The sequence below is a fragment of the Pseudomonadota bacterium genome (genome assembly GCA_026388255.1).
Classification (GTDB): domain Bacteria; phylum Desulfobacterota; class Syntrophorhabdia; order Syntrophorhabdales; family Syntrophorhabdaceae; genus JAPLKB01.
The window spans coordinates 33645-49025 of sequence record JAPLKC010000025.1; the positions used below are offsets into that span (position 1 = coordinate 33645).

A 15381-nucleotide genomic window follows, 5' to 3' on the forward strand; every position below is an offset into this window, starting at 1 on the left:
TTGCTTCTACTCTCTCCGGGGTAATTTGAAAATTTCTGTTTCGGCACCAGATTGTGCCGGTAGATATATAAGAATTCTATTTTCTACTGATACCGGCAAAAGGTCTTATATATGAATTCTTACCGATAACAATCTATCCCGAAAAAGATATATAATGTCTTCTATATTCTCCTTTCCCGCTTTTCTATATATGGGAAAGTAGAGAACAGGTGTCCTGCTTATGGCGAGAAAAGACAGGTGGTGAATTAAACTGCCTTGACGCAAGGCAAACAGGTATTGTATTATATGTATAAATAAAATTAGGTACATAAATTGAAAAGCCCTTTTCAAGCAAAAGGACATTTTTACTTTTGGAGTTAATAATGACAATAAAGAATTCCGCTGAGATCAAGCAACTGATGGACATAGGAATGGAGAAGGGCTTTCTTACGTCCGATGAAATTAACGACCTCCTCCCTCGGAATGTCTTTTCTCCCGAAGATATTGAAGATGTATGCGACTTTCTTTCAGAATCTGATATCGACATAGTCGAAACTATGCAAGAGAAGGTTGAATCACATGATGATGTGAGCGCTGATTGGGGAGAAACTGAAAAGTTACCTTCAGAAAGAGCCGATAACATAATATGGGCCTATTTAAGGGATATCGGGCGTGTATCACTGCTCACACCCGATGAAGAACACCGGATAGCAAAAAAGATAGAAGAAGGTGAAAGAAAGGCAAGGAACATCTTGTTTGAGCTACCCCAGGCAGTGGATGAGCTTTTGAAAATCAGTCAGCAACTGAAGGAAGAGACCGTAAACATAGCAGACGTGATCAACAGTATCGACAAAATGAACTATACGCAAAAAGATGAGGAGAAATATAAGAAACAAACCATATCCTCCATTAAAAACATAAAAAATCTTCATGAGAAAAAGGAAGAAATCAAAAGCAAACTGCTTGGAGCGGATGAAACAAGCACGAAGGAACTCAGGAAAGACCTGAAGATGATCGGAAACAAGACAGAAGAAATCCTGCTTAATCTCAAACTCAACAAGAAGATTCTCGTAGAAATCATCAGAAAGATAGCGCAACAGATGAAGTTCATGGACGATGGCGAGGCGAGGATTGTAAAGCATAAATTGATGGAACTCAGCGAAATTGATAACAAACTGAAGATTGTCAAAAACAGGCTTGTTCAGGCAAACCTGAGACTTGTCATTAATATTGCCAAGAAACACATGAACAGGGGTCTTTCCTTCCTCGACCTTATTCAGGAAGGGAACATGGGCATCATGAAGGCTGCTGAAAAATATGATTATCAGAAAGGCTACAAGTTTTCTACATACTCAACGTGGTGGATCAGGCAGGCTATGACAAGGGCAATTGCAGATTACGCACGTACCATCAGGGTACCGGTCCATATACTTGAAACCACAAATAAGATCAGCAAGGTGACTATAGCCCTCTTCCAGGAGCTGGGGAGAGACCCGAATCTCGAAGAAATTTCACTTAAAGTCGGACTCCCCCTGGAGAAAGTCAGAAAGATCATGAAGATTTCTAATGGGACCGTATCAATCGAAACTCCTATCGGAGATGATGAGTCCAAACTCGGTGATTTCATCGCAGATCCAAAAGCCTCTTCGCCTTTTATGGAGTTCGTAGGTATCTCTCTCAAGGAAGAGATATACAAAGTTTTGTCAACCCTTACTCCGAGAGAAGAAAAGGTTATCAGGATGAGGCTCGGTATCGGCGAGAAGACCGATTCTACTTTAGAAGAAGTGGGTGATGTCTTTGGGCTTACCCGTGAACGTATACGTCAGATTGAGGCCAAAGCCCTGAGAAAGCTGCAACACCCGTCAAGGCGAAAAAGACTGGAGAGCTTTCAGGAATAAACAAGCTGTGAAATGTTAGCGATTAGTATAAAGCTGATACAACTCCCTGATTTTTTCAGGGGGTTTTTGTTTGTCATTATTTTTTATCCTGCTTTTCCCGGAACAGAAGGAAACAGCCCAATAGCTTTTTTTATAAAACAAGGGGCACCCAGAGTTGATTGGCTCGCAAAAACATCACGGGCTTCATTTTTATTCCGCCTCACAAGGTTGCTGCGGGCTTCATGCCATAAATGGCTATGGGTACCCCTTCTTAATATAGTAATAGCACATGAAATATATATGTCAAGCTCCTCCTGTACAATGCCCCACAAACACGATTTTAAGCTGTTATCATCCATATCGACAACTATTTTTTGCATAAGGTTTTAGTATACCAAAAGCATTTCAAATCTTTTAGCGACACCATCTATGGCAACAAGAACAAAGTCCTTGCCGCTAATAAATTATCAATACCTTGAGCGGCGGTGCACCGGTCTGTATATCGGCTCCGCTGTCCGCTTTTCAAAGGTCTTTTCCACATTCACGGGATCCAGGAACCTGCAGTGTCTGCCTGTGGATCGCTCATTAGAAACCTTCCTGATGTAGAAGCTTAGGAAGAGCTCCTCCTTTGCCCGTGTGATTGCCACGTAGAAGAGCCTCTTCTCTTCCTCGATATCGCCCTCATCGGCATCAACAAGAGCCCTGTTCGACGGGAACACGCCATCCACCAGGCCGATAAGGAACACCCTGCCCCATTCAAGCCCCTTTGCTGAATGGACTGTGGAAAGGGTAAGAAATTCGAAATCATCATCTTTTGTATCCTTGTCGGGATCGACAGCTACATCGGCAAGAAAGCCCTTCAAGGTGCGGTACCTTTGGGCCATCTGTCCGAGCATGACCAGTTCCTTTACCCTGGACGAATCCTTCTTGTATTTCACCTTCATGATGGGGCCGTAATGCTCCATAACAAGCTCAAGCTGACGGGCCGGCAACATGGACGGACCGGAGATAGTCTGGAGAAGTGTTTTCAGGGAGGCAAATACTTCCGAGTTTTTCTGACCGGTGCAGAAGGGCAAAAAAACTTTATCGATAATATCTGCAAGGTTGTTGTAATGGATAATCAGCTCAAGAAGTCTTTCAACGGTCCTGACACCAATACCGGGAAGCAGCAGCAGGACCCGGTGCCATGCCAGTTCATCAGTGGGGTTAGCAACGAGCCTCAGTTAAGAGACTACATCGCGGACATGGGCCATTTCGGAGAATTTCCGACCCCCGAAGAGTTTAAAGCGTATCCCCTGTTTTACCAGTTCCGCCTGGAGGGGCATGGAGGTAAATACAGTCCTGAAGAGAATAGCCATCTCTCTCACGGCAATGCCGGTTGACTTCAGAGTCTGGACTCTCTGTGCCACCCAGGCAGCCTCCTCGTACACATCATCAAATTGTGATACCACAGGTTTTTTCACCAATGCTGCCCGTAGCCGACACAAGCCTTTTTTCGAATTTATGTGACATGTTATTAAGGACCGCATTGCCCACATCAAGGATAGACTGGGTGCTGCGATAGTTTTCCTGGAGCTTGATTATTTTGCAGCCCTTGAATTCCTTGGGGAATTGAAGGATATTCAGGTGATTAGCGCCCCTGAAACCGATATTAAAGTACAAAAGGCAGATCTTTGTCCAGACCTCTCTGGCAGTGATTCAAAAACAGGAGGAAATCTAACCCTGAAAGTGATACAATTAGTCGGGGCAGATCAAAACCAGAGAGATGAAGGGGATTGTGGAAGCAAAGGCATAATCTGAATTCATTGACATCGCCGGTAGTGTCCGGGGAAATCGGTCTGTTCGACTTAAACGAGAGCAGGTGAGGCAAGTTTAAATGTCTATCCATATAATTCCAGTAAATAAACTCAGCCCTGAAGCCCTGCAAGGCGTTGTTGAAGAATTTATTTCAAGAGACGGTACTGATTATGGTGAAAGAGAGGCTTCCCAGGAAACAAAATTCAGACAGGTAAAACATAAACTTGAAAACGGATTGGCAGTTCTTGTTTTTGATGACGAGAATGAAACCACCAATATATTCCTGGCTGATAACCCTATTTTAAAAAAGATTAAGGTGTTAACCGAGTGATAATGCCTATCCCGAATCTTGCCGGTATATATATTTGATAATTTTTGAAACACAGGGCACATTCAGAAAAGCCGGCAACAAGGTATTAGGGCAATAAAAAACACGGAAAGGATTGACTATGGACAAACCCAGCGAACAGAAACAACGTATAACAGAAATATTAGGCGCAGACAATCTGGCTGTTACTTTGAAATCACTGACACTATACCGGGACTATCTCAGGATAAATCTCGATACGCCCTGTATCATGACCGGTATCGAAGACTTTCCATGGCAAGCAAGGTATGTTTTTGGTTATGATGATAAAACTGAGTATGAGGCTCTGAAAAAGAAACAGCCTTCGTATACCGATACTTATGAACTGAAACGTTTTGAAGACCTCATAAATGAAGTTACGGGAATACTCATTAAGGTGAAACGGGTACATGACAACCAACGATTCATCCTTGAACTTGCATCACTGAAAGCAATAGATGAAACATCAAAGAACTATACGCTTCTTGATGATTATAGCGTGTGGTTCGTCAATATACTGAAATGAAAAGAAGATTGGTGCATGGCACGGGAGTTACTTCTACTTCTATGCCGCCTATTGTTGTCCTTTTCCCGATGCAACCTCATCAGTTTAATCTCTCCTACATGCGGCATACCGGACAATGACATGAGATATATTCAGAAATGTCTCCGGATGAGTGTCTGGTAAAGATCAGGGATGAAGTACATTTTGGGATGTAAAAGTGTGGGAATAGAAAGGAGTGTTTGGTAAAAGAGGTATCGTTCATAGCTTAATAAAAACGAGTTTTTCACAAAGAAGCAATTCATACTGTATTTCGAATGGCAATCAACATCCAAATAGATATTGATTTTTTGATGGATATTGTCGGGTTTTTAACCATAAAATCTGCACGTTCGTATTGAGAAATTGCTTTTCTTGTGTAAAGAGAGCCCTTCTAATTCTGTCAGTCTTCTCTTCCCCCGTCACCAAAGAGGACAAAAGGTGCCCAGAACAGAGGATGGGCATAGCTTGCCACAATCTTCTGCGAAATCGGATCAATATATCCGGGATCTTTGATTAGATTCAGCATGGCCTTTTGGAGTGCCTGGGAACGGGTATATTCTCTGTTCTCAATCTGATTTTGAAAGAGCTGCGTAGTCAGCTTTTTCGCCGATGTTGTTTCAACAGGATACATGGTTGCAATAACAGCCCTTGTGCCGGCATAGAAAAATGCCTTCCCGAGTCCGGAGAGTGCCTCAGCCCCCGATCCCGCCGCAGCACCTGTGTTGCAGGCAGAAAGTACAACCCAGTCAGCATTTAACTTCAACTTCATAATCTCGCCCATCGTCAACAATCCATCATCATTAATGCCGGTAACCTTGGGTGAAGAAAGGGCAAGAGCCGGCTGGTCAAGTCCGTCTAAGTCACCGGGGACTAACGCATGAGTGGCAAAGGCAATAACCTGCCGGTCAGAGAGATCCATGGTTTTAACCCTGTTTTCAGAAGCCTCTTTCCCCAAGAAAACATCGCGGGGCATGTCTGCTTTCAGTGCTACGGCAATAGCCTTAATTTCTTCGGCGGTATCAGGGAGACGTTCCAGGTTTTCAATCTGGCTTGAAATAAGCTTACTGCTGTCAAGCCCGCCCCTGTTTGACAGACGCACACTTCTCACCTGAATCGTCGCCTCATTTGACGGGGTTTGTTTTTCTGACATGGCGACCTGTCCGGGATTGAAGATCGGATCGCCAAAGCCAGCAAAGGCTTTTCGTTGTATTGGGCCTGCAGGTAACATACGAAGCGAGATGAGCGACGATGCAGAAGGCACCATGGTTATAGAAACCTGACGAATAAGCCATGGGACATTTCTATATCCGTCAAAAAGGAGTTTCTCTTCTTTCGGTTGTTTAAACGGTTCTGTTGTGAGGGTAGCCAGGGGTATCTGGCTTATCGGCTCGTTTACTATGACCAGAATATCGTGGGCATCCTTCCATCCATCTCTTACCGGGAGGAAGAATGTGCTGAATAATTCATGTGCGAGGTTAGTGTCAAATAGTGGAATATCGCTGAATGAGGACGGATTTGGGTCGAGTGATTTCCGGAGCGCTGAGACAATCTCATCGAGGTCTGTTTTAAGGACAGGCACGGAAGCAAATCTTATATTACCGCTCTGAGGAATTGCCCAGATGTATGTACGATCATCAAGGGTATAAATCGAAATCAGCGACTCATGGGGACGGAGGTGCTTTTGCACTGTAGCAGGGAGCGGGGTCTGTGGATTGACAAACTCAGCGTATTTTTTTGAACGTTTTTTGATCTCGTCAATCAGTATGCCCCTCGCCTGCCGAAGAGCATCCAGTTTTGCATGGAGGCTTTTGATTAGTTGCGGGTTCTGCTGGTCAGGCGATGCTGAGATGATTTCAAGAATTGAAGTCTCCGTAACGCTTATCTGTTTCAATGTATCCTGTTCCTGGCGGATCAGGTTGATAACCTCGGGATCTGTCTCTGCAGCCCTGGCGCTGCTTGCCATGACAGCACTCTGTACCGTTTGACCACGTGTTATCTCGGCGAGCTGAAAAGACAATCCGATCGTATCAATCGCAGGATCGGTTTCGCGAACACGATCAAGGAGCCTCATGTAGTCCTGAATGATGATTTTCACCCGCTGGCTTCTGATATAGCCGCCTCTATCCGCAACATATTGCGTGAGTATATTGATTGAGTTAGAAAAGTCTTCCCGGGCCTGCTTGAGGTTCCCTTGACGGAAATGTGCCATTCCACGGAGTGCCAGCATTTCTGCAGTATTGAAATCTTTCTCACCGAAGACGTTCCTGAACTTCTCGTAGTTATCGGATATGATGCCCGTTGCCTCCCCGGTGCGGCCTGTCATAAGAAGGGAAAGAAGTAGCGCCGGGTTTTTTGTAAACGATTTGTCATAAAGATATTGGTTTTCCTGCATGCCTGTTTTCACAAGATCGAATTGCTCCATGGCGCGCCTGTAGTTGCCACTGGCGGTAAGCAAATTACCATAGCCGCTCCTTGCCTGAGCTGCTAACAGTGAATCGTTTGTAACTCCGGAAGCCTCGAGGGTTTTAATCGCTGAAGATAGCAGTCGTTCTGCTTCCAGGATTCTCCCCTGTGCTGCCAGGTCAAGAGAAATTATGAAGACCGCAAAAAATGTCTGTGCGGATTCCTGACCGCCATGACCGAGGGATTCATTCAATACATCGCGGGCTGCTATTTCTGACTCAAAAAAACGTCCCTGAAAAAACAGATTGCGGGCAAGCCATGTTTTCCAACGCAGTACGCCTCCAGGAGTGTAAAAATTAAATTGTGCGCCAAGGGCTCTGTCGAGCGAATCGCGGATGTATGGTTCTGCCTCTCTGTATTTGCCCTGTGCCTCAAGGATAGCGGCTTCCATATGTGCTTTGATGATTTGGCAAAGGGCTGCTCCTCTTTTCCCTTCTCTACAATTCCTGATTCCATCCTCTTTTATCCTGCTTGCAGCTTCTATGTCTCCTATGGAAGCGTATGTAAACGCCAAAAACGCATAACTCCATATGTAATTTGATGCCTTTATATTTTGTTCGTATAATTGTATGGCACGCCGAAAATTGCCGGCTTCTCTCTCGGCAGTAGCAAATTTTTGTATAAAAATAGGATCTGTGATCCCTGCCTTCCCGGCATAATGTTCAGCCATCTTACCATCTTCCAGCGTCTGCTTGCTGCGGCCTAATTCATATGCTGCAATGCTTCTGTTTTTATAGAAATCTGCCTGGCCTTGTTCGGTTTCGTTAGCTGGAGGAGCAGCAGCGGCTTTACTTTTATAGTAGTCGGTAGAGCCTGAAGTAGACTTACCGGGTTGATTTAATATCGCGGTGATGTCTTCAACACGACGTGGCGGGGGCACAAAAGTGTCCTCGCCCATCATAGAGATAGTTACCCGTTTTGCCTCTTCTAAAGACATGGTTGTTGTTGTAACACAAGACTGGAGTGTAGCTACGATCAGGGATAATATGAGAAGGATCCTGCCCATGATTGTCTATATGTTATATCATAAACAAAGATAAAAATATTATATTTGATTGTATTGGCTTCCAGGGGAAAGTTGTTACGTTTTTGGCGTGCTTAAACATGGGAATTCTGAAATTCAAAAGACGACTTACAAAATTATGTGATTTTGTCCAACTGAAAAAACTTGACAAATTATTTGGTTTTTAACCATAAAATCGATAAGTTCGTATTGATAAATTGCTGATAATTTGCTTTTCTTGTGTTATTTTTATCGCATGCCGAAAAAAATCCTGTCAGTTCTTCTGGACTCAAAAGTAGTTTCGGTAAAATATGCATGAGTACTCAAAGGAATGCATGAGGAAAAGAAAATACTGGGTTCCGATAATCATTGGTTTTGTCATAACGGGAATTCTCTTCCTGACACAAAGACTGTGGAATCCCCTGGACCTGAAGTCATACGACATCAGGTTCCAAATATCTGAATTGCTCGGCATTGGACAAGTACAAACCTCAGGCAGAATAGTGGTTGTTGGTATCGATGAGAGAAAACTTCTCTCGGAAAAACCCCTTATGTTCCTTTATCCTGACATTGGAAACTTTATTAACAAAATGAGTGATTACAAAGTATCCGTCATCGGGCTTGACATCATCCCTATCCATGAACAGAGCGAGAAGTTCAAGAAATCGGTCCTCTCGCTCTATGACAAAACTCCGCAGGCCTACATTAGCTTCATAGAAAAGACCGGCAGGAAGCTCGATAATTCGCTTCTTGAACCGATCATACGTGTCTCTCGTGATATTCCTGTGGTACAGGCATATCACGAGAGCCTGACACCTTTCTACTACGGGCTGGTACCATTCATGGGCAATGTCCATCTTTCAGATATCGTGCTTACTGATGGCGACACGACAAGAAACGACGGCATCATACGCAGGCAGGAACTGCTCCCCGGAAACAAGGAGTCCTTTGCTTTTACAATCGTCAGGCTTCTTGACCATCAGTCGCCACCTTCTGCGTCAGTCAATCTGAACTTCTTCCTCCTCAAAAATATCCCGATCTTCTGCTTTGAAGACGTTATGCACGGCAAGGTTGGGCAAGATGCCTTCCGGGGGAAAGCGGTTATTCTCGGCTACATAAGTCCCCATGAGGATGTCCATCAGACACCGCTCAGCAATTACAGACTTTCTTCTTGCGGAGGGGCAATGCCTGAAAAAATTGCATTGCAAAGAAAGGTCCGTATCCCGGGTTCTCTCATACATGCCGTGGCAGCCGAGACTCTCCTGACAAAGACTTTTCTTAAAGACCTCGGCATGACAATAAAGGCCGCCTTGCTTATTATTCTTGGTCTTACAGGAATTTCCATAGCGTTGAAAATGAAGCCCCAGTATGGAATATCCGCCACTTTTCTATTGATGTGCATCTATTTCGCGTGCAGCGTATTTTTTTTCTCACGGGGTCATATAATCCCTTTATTCCCCCATATCCTCGCCCCGTTCCTTGTCACGGCATTTATTTACCCCTACCACTACATTATAGAAGAGAGGGATAAGAGGCGACTCTACAAGACTTTTGGATATTATGTGGACAAAGAAGTGATCGACTCCCTCATTGATCGGGACCCTGAAAACCTCCTGAAGGGCGAATATAGAGATGCCTCTATTCTGTTCCTTGACATCAGGGACTTTACAATGCTCTCGATGAACCATAAGGCTCAGGATATTGTGAGCCTCCTGAACCTTTATTTTGGAACCATTACCGACATTGTGAAACATCACGGCGGGTTTGTGAACAAGTTCATCGGCGACGGAGTTCTCGCATTTTTTGCAGGTGAAGAGAACCCGGTAAGTAGCACGATACAATCCGCCCTTGAAATCCTTCATGAAACGCAAAGACTGAACGATGAAGGTGTGCTCACGCCATTCATTGGAGATACAAAACTTTTTATTGGCATAGGCATTCACTATGGAAAGGTCGTAATGGGGAACATCGGATCTGAGAAGAAGATGGACTTCACTATTATGGGTGCCAATGTGAACATTGCATCAAGAATAGAGGGGCTTACCAAACAGCTAAAAAAACCTGTGCTTTTAAGCGCTTCTGCGTATAATATGCTGAAAGACGAATACTGTTTCGAGGATCTCGGAACCCAGGAGGTGAATAATGAGTAAAACGTTGGCTACTTTAATATTAATACTTGCATGCATGTTGACCCTCATTCCAGGATCATCGTACTCCTTAGATAATTTCGGGATGTTGTTTGAGATTGAAGGCGATGTCAAGGTAACTGATTCTACAGGGAAGACATCCGGTCTGAGCAGGAGCAAGGATCTTCTCCGTCCGATTGTGGAGGGTGATAGGATTGAGGTCGCAAAAGGAAAAGCTATTGTTGTTTCCGCAAAGAAGAACAAAGGTTATGAATTTACCTCGAATTCAACAGGACAGGTGAAGGGCGATAAAATGCTGACGATCAAGGGCCAGATCAATATAAAAGATGGTCTTCATGCGCCAAGGGAAAGCTCGCCGGGAACCATGGGCGCCCTTGTGCTGAGAAAGGATAAATCTCTATGTTTAGGGACATTATCGCCTTTGAACACTGCAGTCATTGAGCTTGCACCAGAGCTCAGATGGAAAAACTCCTGCCAGGGGCCGAAGAATGTAGCGATAATTGTATTTGATAAAGAAGAAGTTGTATATGCCTCAAAAACCGATAAGGATAACCTTAAAATCCCAAACAATATCCTGAAATATGGCAACATATACCGGTGGATCGTAAAAAGTAATCGTCTTGAGGCCGGTGGGAGGTTTAATATACCTGAAGAAAATGAGGTCAATGCAATTCAGAAGAAACTTTTATCTTCGAGACTGAACAAAGACGATACTTCCCAAAGACTTTCCCTTGTCTTCTATCTCCTTGCAAAGAACTTTATGGAATTGGCGAAAGATGAGATAACGATGCTCCGGAATGATTTCCCTGACAATGAGTATTTCAAAAATATTCTTGTTGATTGGACCAATGGTGATAGCCACTGAAGGCTTTAGATGCTTAAAATGATGCTTCGCCCCGGAATGGAGCCCAAAATACCATTCGACCACTTCGCGCATCAGCCAGCCCGATAGATGGGGGCCTCAGATAGACGGAAGCGGATACATAACCGCCTCTTCGGAAACAAAGCCTGATAAGATTTCCTATTTCTAAACAGAATTTCGTACTCCATATTCTTCCCGTAAGTACGCCATGAACGTGGTGCGCTTTATATATAGAGTGCATTACTTCAGCAATTCTCTCTGAGTTGCATTTATGCATAGAGAGAATTGCTGTTCATTAATGTTTTATTTTTATAATTATTCATGATATTGATAACACGGAAGGTAAATTACTGCGACCATATGAATATACGGTATTGAATAAACTTTCGACTCGGCAAAGGAACAAACGATGAGTACTTTTGAACACATCCGGGAAACCTTGAAATACATGATCATCGTTGTAGTAACGTTTGCTGTCCTCCAGGCGCTGGTCATCATCATGCACGAGTTTACCCATAGCATCAGCGCATGGCTCCTCGGTTGTATGCCAAATCCTCTCGGCATCGTCTGGGGAAATCCTCTGACGATGACTTGCTGGGATGAAGGGGTGCATTATTACCGACTCTTTCCCTCCGCCAATTGCGCTACGGAAGCGATCATCGGCGGGAGCCCCCTGGGCGTCCATGCGGTCATTGTTATCCTTGGCCTGGTGTTTCTGCAGAAAGAAGGGATGAAGAATAGGAAATGGCTCATGCACATCCTGTTCTGGTTTGTCATTGCCAATTTCATGGAACTTATTGCCTATATCCTGATGCGCCCGTTTGCCTCAGGAGGAGACACCGGCCATTTCAACCGGGGGCTGGGGCTTTCACCCTGGATACTCTTTATCGTTGGAACGCTGATGATCATGGTGGGATTGCACATCCTGTTCCGTAGAATCCTGCCCCTTATGTATGCCATCTTTGCGCGGAAGAACCGCCTGAGCGAATGGATGATCCTGTCGCTGACCGCCTTTTTTCTTTTTCTGTGGGGCAGCGGGATACGCGTGGTACTTTACGTCTACCCGGATCCACAGTGGATGTTTGGTCTCCTTGGGTTTGTGGCATTTTGCCTGGTCTTGGCCGTATACAATCCAACCAGACGTTAATCACCGCCGCTGAATTCAAAAGTTATCGCTTTCGTTTGTAAATCAACAACTTTTACTTTCATCTTATATCAACATTTTGTGCTCGTTTTTGATGCTTTGCTATTTCCTGAAGTCCTGAACCGGCAAGCCGCCGGAAATTATGAAAAATTCAAATGGCATTTGATTATTGGATCGACGATTTTCTTCTTGAAGTTTGTTCACAATTGCGGGAGAATGGATTCATGGGCGGGAAAATCAATAAAGTTACGGAAGTTACCAACGTCCCCGATGGCCCCAGAGAACGTTCCTTCAGTCCCGTGAAGCACTCTTACCAAAATATGCAAGGTCCTTTTCGAATTTCACCTGATGGAGGTGGCCATGAGTGATCCAGATTTTGCCTTAAAGATACTTCAAGAAATCTACGAAGAATTTAGAGAGTTTTGTAAGAAGCATGGGAATGTTAGCGAAGCGGACACACGAGTAAAAATTATAGATCGAATACTGACTGAGGTTCTTTTATGGCCTGAGAGCCAAATAAAGCGAGAGGAAAGAACCCAACAGGGATTTATGGATTACCGCCTGAGTGTTCATGGGCGGCCATATGTGGTAGTGGAAGCTAAAAAAGAAGGATTGCCATTTGTATTTCCCGTACCGGTAAACCGGAAATATTTGAGCCTTTCTGGAACCTTGTTGACAGGTGAAAATGTTGGCGAGGCTGTAAAGCAGGTTCGGGGATACTGCGATGATCAAGGCATTAGATACGCCGTGGCTACCAATGGGTACTCATGGGTAGTATTTAGAGCCATTCGTGAAGACATACCATGGCGTTCTGGTATGGCAAAAATTTTCTCAGGCATGGAAGACATCATTGCTGATTTTACCGAATTTTGGAACACTCTCTCCTATGATGCAATCTACCGCGGTTCTCTGGACGCTCATTTTGGAGTGTCGCGGCGTACAAAGCGCGAGCTTCACAGAGTTACAGATCGGCTATTTAATGCCGATCTGCCCTTGCAACGAAATCGGCTTAATGCCCAGTTACATCATCTTATCCGCAAGATTTTCGAGGATATAGCCGATCAAGATCAGGTCGAAATCCTTCAATCATGCTATGTGCATTCTGCTAGTCTTAAAATCATAGCAAAAGACCTTGATCTTGTTATCACCGATTCTATTCCCAGTCTTTTAAAAGATGAGGGAACTATACCAATATTTCAAAATAAGTCTGATGCAGGTCGTTTTGGAGAGTCTGTAGCTATAGCGATTAATTCACAAGATAGTCAACTCTTCCTGCTTTTGGGAGGAATTGGTTCTGGAAAAACCACTTTTCTGAAGCGTTACCAAAGAACAGTTGGTAAGGATTTGCTGGAGCAGAATGTTGTCTGGTTCCATGTTGACTTTCTGCAGGCGCCTCTCGATCCATTTCAAATGGAAGAGTTTGTCTGGCGCTCTGTTTTGGAGCAATTGAGAGGGCGATACAGCACCCCACATTTGGAAACGCATCGTGATATAAAACGTGCTTTCAGAGATGAAATAGAAGCTTTGAAGGAAACAGCTCTAGTATATCTACAAGAGGGGACCGAAGAATTTGAGAAAATTTTATCGCCTTTTCTTCAGAAGTGGCAAGAAAACTTGCGAGAGTATGTCCCTCGATTGCTCACCATTTGCAGACAAAAGCGAAAGAAGGGTGTTCTTTTCTTCATAGACAACGTAGATCAATTACCGCCTGACTATCAGGCTCAGATTTTTTTATTGGCTCAAAGAATTACTAGGATAGTCAACGCAATCACTATAGTTGCCCTTCGGGAAGAATCATACTATGCTGCAAGTATTCAAAGGAGTTTTACCGCTTACACTAATCGTAAATTTCATATTGCTTCCCCAAGATTTGGGGTGTTATTAGGAAGCCGGATTAAATTCGCTCTCGGCTATTTGGAAGGTTTACCTGGAATTGTAGAAATAATGGATTCCAAAGGAATAAGCATCGATAAGGCTGCTGTAGCTGATTTCTTGAAAATTGTCCAGAATAGTATCTTTGAAAAGAACAAAAACATAGCGCGATTTATTGAGGCAATATGCTATGGAAATATGAGACGTGCTTTGCAGATGTTTACTACTTTCCTTGTATCTGGAGCTACCGACGTTGATAAAATGCTAACCATACATAGACGCGATGGTAATTATTATGTGGCCTTCCACGAATTTGTCAAATCCATCATGCTGGAGGATAGGTACTACTATAAAGAAGCTCATAGCCAGATCATGAATGTTTTTAATTGTTCAAATCAGAATAACTCAAGCCATTTCACAAGCTTGCGCGTTCTAAACTTTCTGTTGAATTGCAGGGGAGATTCAAGCAAAGAGGGACGCGGTTTTGTTGAAATAGCCCGCTTAGTCGAGACATTTGAGGACGTCTTCGATAATAGAGAAGATTTGCTGATAGCAATGAATTCTCTCGTGAGTAGGCAGTTGTTAGAGATTAACACTAGGGCTACAGAGAACATTACAAATGCCAGTCACATCCGGATAACTTCCGCTGGCTGGTACTATTTGCGATATCTCGTAAACTCCTTCGCCTATTTGGATCTAATATTACAGGATACTCCGTTTAGTGACAAAGCTATTTGCGATGAGATAAAAGATATGGTTGCTAAAGTAGATAACTTAGTTGACAGAGAGGAAGAGAAATGGGAAAGGACTAGTACTCGATTCCGGCGTGTGGAGCTTTTTCTGGATTATCTTCTGAAAGAAGAAAAGGAAGAATTCTCCAGGTTTGATTTGGGTTCCATCGAGGGTGAACTTGGTGAGATATTTGTTTCGAAAATTAGGGAACGCTATGACAAACAGAGGGAATGGATTACTCATCGGTTGAAAGAAAATAAGGAGAAATACTCTGAAGAACAACTGTTCTGGGGATTCGACGCTGAAGAAAAAGAAATGATTGCTGCGGCAGAAGAAGGTGGGGAAGTCGACAAAGATTTTTAGCCCTTGAGAGAGAACAAGGCGATGTATCCGCGCCATCATACGCGAATAAAAAAGTTTGCCTGCCCAGGGAAGTCTTTCGCAAGACAATTATACCGTTGATGAGTTGCTTGGTTATTGCCCCTTTTAATCCATAATGTTCAATTATCACAAAAACGAGCGCTACATAACTTGTAGTGAATCTAACAATTTTCATAAAACACATTCCCAACTGATTTGCTCGACACAGAAAAGATGCAGAATGCCTGTCGGCCC

10 protein-coding genes and 1 pseudogene are annotated in these 15381 nt (G+C 43.8%); 8 read left to right on the plus strand and 3 right to left on the minus strand.

The genetic code is table 11. The annotated features are described in order from the left end of the window. Nucleotides 1-362: 362 nt before the first annotated feature. The gene (locus NT178_02570; protein ID MCX5811416.1) at nucleotides 363-1877 is read left to right on the plus strand and encodes a sigma-70 family RNA polymerase sigma factor; all 1515 of its coding nucleotides are present in this window, start codon (nucleotides 363-365) and stop codon (nucleotides 1875-1877) included. 446 nt (nucleotides 1878-2323) lie between these two features. Here the strand turns inward: NT178_02570 and NT178_02575 are convergent. Beyond that, a pseudogene (locus NT178_02575) lies at nucleotides 2324-3385 on the minus strand (ATP-dependent helicase). Then, a complete protein-coding gene (locus NT178_02580) occupies nucleotides 3291-3518 on the minus strand; it encodes a hypothetical protein (GenBank protein ID MCX5811417.1) in 228 nt (75 codons plus the stop codon). Before NT178_02580 ends, NT178_02575 begins: the two are co-directional and overlap by 95 nt. On the opposite strand from NT178_02580, the gene NT178_02585 reads away from it, so the two are divergent. From NT178_02585 to NT178_02595, 3 genes are all read left to right on the plus strand, one after another. Beyond that, nucleotides 3468-3656, plus strand: coding sequence for a hypothetical protein (locus tag NT178_02585; GenBank protein ID MCX5811418.1), 189 nt, complete (start codon nucleotides 3468-3470; stop codon nucleotides 3654-3656). The two genes, NT178_02580 and NT178_02585, sit on opposite strands and share 51 nt — an antisense overlap. A 76-nt stretch (nucleotides 3657-3732) precedes the next feature. Then, on the plus strand, nucleotides 3733-3984 hold the full coding sequence (locus NT178_02590) for a YheU family protein (protein ID MCX5811419.1): 252 nt from the start codon (nucleotides 3733-3735) through the stop codon (nucleotides 3982-3984). A 118-nt stretch (nucleotides 3985-4102) separates the two neighbouring features. Further along, on the plus strand, nucleotides 4103-4525 hold the full coding sequence (locus NT178_02595; GenBank protein MCX5811420.1) for a hypothetical protein: 423 nt from the start codon (nucleotides 4103-4105) through the stop codon (nucleotides 4523-4525). Between the two features lie 418 nt (nucleotides 4526-4943). On the opposite strand, the gene NT178_02600 is transcribed toward NT178_02595, so the two are convergent. Next, on the minus strand, nucleotides 4944-8012 hold the full coding sequence (locus NT178_02600; GenBank protein MCX5811421.1) for a CHAT domain-containing protein: 3069 nt from the start codon (nucleotides 8010-8012) through the stop codon (nucleotides 4944-4946). Nucleotides 8013-8344: 332 nt separating this feature from the next. Between NT178_02600 and NT178_02605 the strand changes: the two genes are divergently transcribed. From NT178_02605 to NT178_02620, 4 genes are all read left to right on the plus strand, one after another. Continuing rightward, nucleotides 8345-10159 carry an adenylate/guanylate cyclase domain-containing protein gene (locus tag NT178_02605; protein ID MCX5811422.1) on the plus strand — a complete coding sequence of 605 codons (1815 nt, stop codon included), beginning with the start codon at nucleotides 8345-8347 and terminating at the stop codon, nucleotides 10157-10159. Then, a complete protein-coding gene (locus NT178_02610; protein MCX5811423.1) occupies nucleotides 10152-11021 on the plus strand; it encodes a hypothetical protein in 870 nt (289 codons plus the stop codon). The genes NT178_02605 and NT178_02610 overlap by 8 nt, the downstream gene beginning before the upstream one ends. Nucleotides 11022-11427: 406 nt before the next feature. Beyond that, entirely contained in the window at nucleotides 11428-12165 is a 738-nt protein-coding gene (locus NT178_02615; GenBank protein ID MCX5811424.1) for a hypothetical protein, read from the plus strand. Between the two features lie 357 nt (nucleotides 12166-12522). Continuing rightward, a complete protein-coding gene (locus NT178_02620) occupies nucleotides 12523-15129 on the plus strand; it encodes a hypothetical protein (GenBank protein ID MCX5811425.1) in 2607 nt (868 codons plus the stop codon). The last annotated feature ends 252 nt before the right edge of the window (nucleotides 15130-15381 follow it).

What these genes read in the sequence shown, in the direction of transcription:
- NT178_02570 (MCX5811416.1), top strand. Translation starts at nt 363, where the DNA reads ATGACAATAAAGAATTCCGCTGAGATCAAGCAACTGATGGACATAGGA.
- NT178_02590 (MCX5811419.1), top strand. Translation starts at nt 3,733, where the DNA reads ATGTCTATCCATATAATTCCAGTAAATAAACTCAGCCCTGAAGCCCTG.
- NT178_02595 (MCX5811420.1), top strand. Translation starts at nt 4,103, where the DNA reads ATGGACAAACCCAGCGAACAGAAACAACGTATAACAGAAATATTAGGC.
- NT178_02600 (MCX5811421.1), bottom strand. Translation starts at nt 8,012, where the DNA reads ATGGGCAGGATCCTTCTCATATTATCCCTGATCGTAGCTACACTCCAG.
- NT178_02605 (MCX5811422.1), top strand. Translation starts at nt 8,345, where the DNA reads ATGAGGAAAAGAAAATACTGGGTTCCGATAATCATTGGTTTTGTCATA.
- NT178_02610 (MCX5811423.1), top strand. Translation starts at nt 10,152, where the DNA reads ATGAGTAAAACGTTGGCTACTTTAATATTAATACTTGCATGCATGTTG.
- NT178_02615 (MCX5811424.1), top strand. Translation starts at nt 11,428, where the DNA reads ATGAGTACTTTTGAACACATCCGGGAAACCTTGAAATACATGATCATC.
- NT178_02620 (MCX5811425.1), top strand. Translation starts at nt 12,523, where the DNA reads ATGAGTGATCCAGATTTTGCCTTAAAGATACTTCAAGAAATCTACGAA.